Here is a 2,617-nt window from a genome sequence, read left to right as displayed (position 1 = left end):
GCAGGATGATGCGGACGAGGCGTAAACCAGGTGCGCATGATTGCGCACCCTTCAATCAACCCACTTACTTCAACGCTTCGCCATGGCTGCGAATCACGTCCTGATACCAGAAGAAACTCTTCTTACGTGAACGCGCCAGCGTGCCGTTGCCCGCATCATCGCGATCCACGTAGATAAAGCCGTAACGTTTGGAGAACTCGGCTTTTGATGCGCTGACCAAATCGATCGGTCCCCAGCAGGTATAACCCATCACCTCCACGCCATCTTCAATCGCTTCACGCACCTGCACCAGATGATCGTTGAGATATTGAATACGGTAATCGTCGTTAATTTGCCCGTCCGCTTCTACCACATCTTTAGCGCCGAGCCCGTTTTCCACGATAAACAGCGGCTTCTGATAGCGGTCATACAGGATGTTAAGCAGAATGCGCAGCCCCTCAGGATCGATCTGCCAACCCCAATCGGAACTCGGCAGATGCGGGTTCGGCACCATCGACAGAATGTTGCCGCGCGCTTTCTGGTTTTCCTCTTCATTGGTGGTGACGCAGCCGGTCATGTAATAGCTGAAGGAAATATAATCGACGGTATTTTGCAGGTCGCGCTTATCTTCATCGGTCATCGCGATGCTGATGCCGCGATCGGCAAAGAAGCGTTTCATATAGGCCGGATACGCGCCGCGCACCTGTACATCGCCAAAGAACAGCCATTCACGGTTCTGCTGCAAGGTTTCCAGCACGTCTGCCGGGCGGCAGCTCAGCGGATAGAGCAGCGCGCCGAGCAGCATGTTGCCGATTTTGCCATCCTTAACAATTTCATGGCAGGCTTTCACCGCGCGTCCGCTCGCCACCAGCTGATGATGAATCGCCTGATAGATCGCCTGCTGATCGCTCTCTTCCGCCAGGCCCACACCGGTGAATGGCGCGTGCAGTGACATGTTGATTTCGTTAAAGGTCAGCCACAATTTCACTTTGTGCTGGAAGCGGGTAAACACCGCGCGCGCATAGCGTTCAAAGCAATCGATGGTGATGCGATTGCCCCAGCCGCCGTACTTTTTGATCAAGCCATACGGCATCTCATAATGCGACAGCGTCACCAGCGGCGTGATATTGTATTTGGCCATCTCATCGAACAGGCGATCGTAATAGGCTAATCCCGCTTCGTTAGGTTCCGCTTCATCACCCTGCGGGAAGATGCGCGTCCAGGCAATTGAGGTACGCAGCACGGTAAAGCCCATTTCGGCGAACAGTTTGATGTCTTCCGGGAAGCGATTATAGAAATCGATGGCAGTATCTTTGATGCCAAAATCGTCACCGCTGCGCTCGACGCGCGCACCGAAAATGCCTTTGGGTTGCAGGTCGGAAGTCGATAAACCTTTACCGCCTTCCTGATACGCGCCTTCAACCTGGTTAGCGGCCACGGCGCCGCCCCATAAAAATCCGTCCGGGAAACGTTTAGTCATCTGCTTGCTCCTCAATTATTTCAGCACGGCCAACAACGGAGCGCCTTCGCTCACGGCCGTGCGGCTCAGGGTTAACACATCCACAAAATCATCACTGTTACTCACCAGCACCGGCGTGGTGAGGTCAAATCCTGCGGCTTTAATCGCATCGAGATCGAACTCCAGCAGCAGATCGCCCACTTTGACCGGCTGATCGTTGGCGACTTTAGGAGAGAAATATTTTCCATCGAGCTTCACGGTATCGAGGCCAACGTGGATCAGCACTTCCGCGCCCTGCGCAGATGTCAGGCCAATCGCATGGCCGGTACGGAACATTGACGACACCACGCCATCGATTGGCGAAACCACGCGTCCCTGCTGCGGCATAATCGCTGCGCCTTTGCCGAGCAAACCGCTGGCAAAGGTTTCGTCTTTAACCTGTTCCAGCGGAATGACGTCGCCTGCCATCGGGCTAACCACGCTTTCGCGGCGCGTCAGGTTGGTGGGCGGAGCAACCGGCGCGGGTGCCGCAACCACGTCGGCTGCGGGCTCGGTCAGACCGAACAGATAGGTGCTCACGCAGGCGAACATTAACGCCACCGCCGCACCGGCAAACGCCGCCAGCACGCTGGCATCAATGCCGCTGTTCGGCACCACCTGAATAAAGGTGAACACGCTAGGAAAACCAAAGGAGTAAATGGTGGTGTGCCAGAAGCCGAGGATCGCCGCGCCCAATGCGCCACCGATGCAGCCGAAGACAAACGGACGACGACGCGGCAGCGTCACGCCATAGACCGCCGGTTCGGTGATGCCGAAGATGCTGGCGGTAAAGGCCGATCCCGCCATCGCTTTGAGTTTCGCTTCGCGTGTTCGCAGGAAGATGCCGAGCGTCGCGCCCGCCTGCCCCAACACCGCTGGCATCAGCAATGGCAGCAGCGTGTCATGACCAAAGTTGGCGAGGTTATTAAGCATGATCGGCACCAATCCCCAATGCAGACCGAAAATAACGCACACTTGCCAAATCGCGCCCATCACCGCACCCGCAATCATTGGGCTCAGGCTGTAAATCCACAAATAACCTTCGGCCAACATGCGGCTCAGCCAGGTCGCCGCCGGACCAATCGCCAGAAACGTCAGCGGCACGGTGATCAGCAGGCAGCACAACGGCGTACTGAAGTT

The 2,617-nt window shown here is 56.4% G+C and carries 2 protein-coding genes; both read right to left on the bottom strand.

What is annotated here, in order from left to right; all coding sequences use genetic code 11:
* Positions 1–64: 64 nt before the first annotated feature.
* Positions 65–1,459 carry a glycoside hydrolase family 1 protein gene (locus RTY00_RS15200; RefSeq protein ID WP_154183741.1) on the bottom strand — a complete coding sequence of 465 codons (1,395 nt, stop codon included), beginning with the start codon at positions 1,457–1,459 and terminating at the stop codon, positions 65–67.
* A gap of 15 nt (positions 1,460–1,474) precedes the next feature.
* Positions 1,475–2,617, bottom strand: a 1,143-nt coding sequence (locus tag RTY00_RS15195) for a glucose PTS transporter subunit IIA (RefSeq protein ID WP_312665008.1), incomplete at its 5' end; no start/stop codon positions are given.

It is taken from the genome of Pantoea sp. CTOTU49201, assembly GCF_032054795.1.
GTDB lineage: Bacteria > Pseudomonadota > Gammaproteobacteria > Enterobacterales > Enterobacteriaceae > Pantoea > Pantoea symbiotica.
This window is presented reverse-complemented; position numbering and strand designations above follow the sequence as displayed.

Coding starts and splice junctions, on each gene's coding strand:
- RTY00_RS15200 (WP_154183741.1), bottom strand. CDS start 1,459: ATGACTAAACGTTTCCCGGACGGATTTTTATGGGGCGGCGCCGTGGCC.